The following is a 429-nucleotide window of genomic DNA, read 5'->3' as shown; positions in this document are numbered from 1 at the left end:
GAAAGCGCTTCAACGGCGGCTTTACTAAATGAATAAAAACCCTGAAAAGTAACATGCAAGGCTCCCGCGACAGAGCCGATAAAAATAATTTTTGCGCCGCCGCCGCGTCGCATATAGGGTATCGCGTATTTGACGGCTTCAAATTGGGCGAAAAAATTAATTTCAAATAATTTTCTCGCGTCCGCCGGGTCAGTTTTTTCAACCGAGCCGGAAATGCCGCCGCCGGCGTTATTGACCAATACGTCAATGCGCTTTTCCGTATTATAAATATCGTCAATGACCTCTTTAAACCATGCTCCGTCCGTTATTTCGCAAATATTGGAATTGACGCCTTCCAGATCACAGGCGCTTCGGGATATCGAATACACGGCGTACCCTTTTTTATAAAACAATTCGGCTGCCGCGCGCCCAATACCCTTTGAACCGCCC

1 protein-coding gene is annotated in these 429 nt (G+C 47.1%); it reads right to left on the bottom strand.

All coding sequences use genetic code 11. The features are described from left to right. Positions 1-429: SDR family NAD(P)-dependent oxidoreductase (locus ACYVRA_RS09275; RefSeq protein WP_461252413.1), on the bottom strand; the 429-nt coding region annotated here is incomplete at both ends.

This window comes from Treponema sp. R8-4-B8 (assembly GCF_054786175.1).
This window is presented reverse-complemented; position numbering and strand designations above follow the sequence as displayed.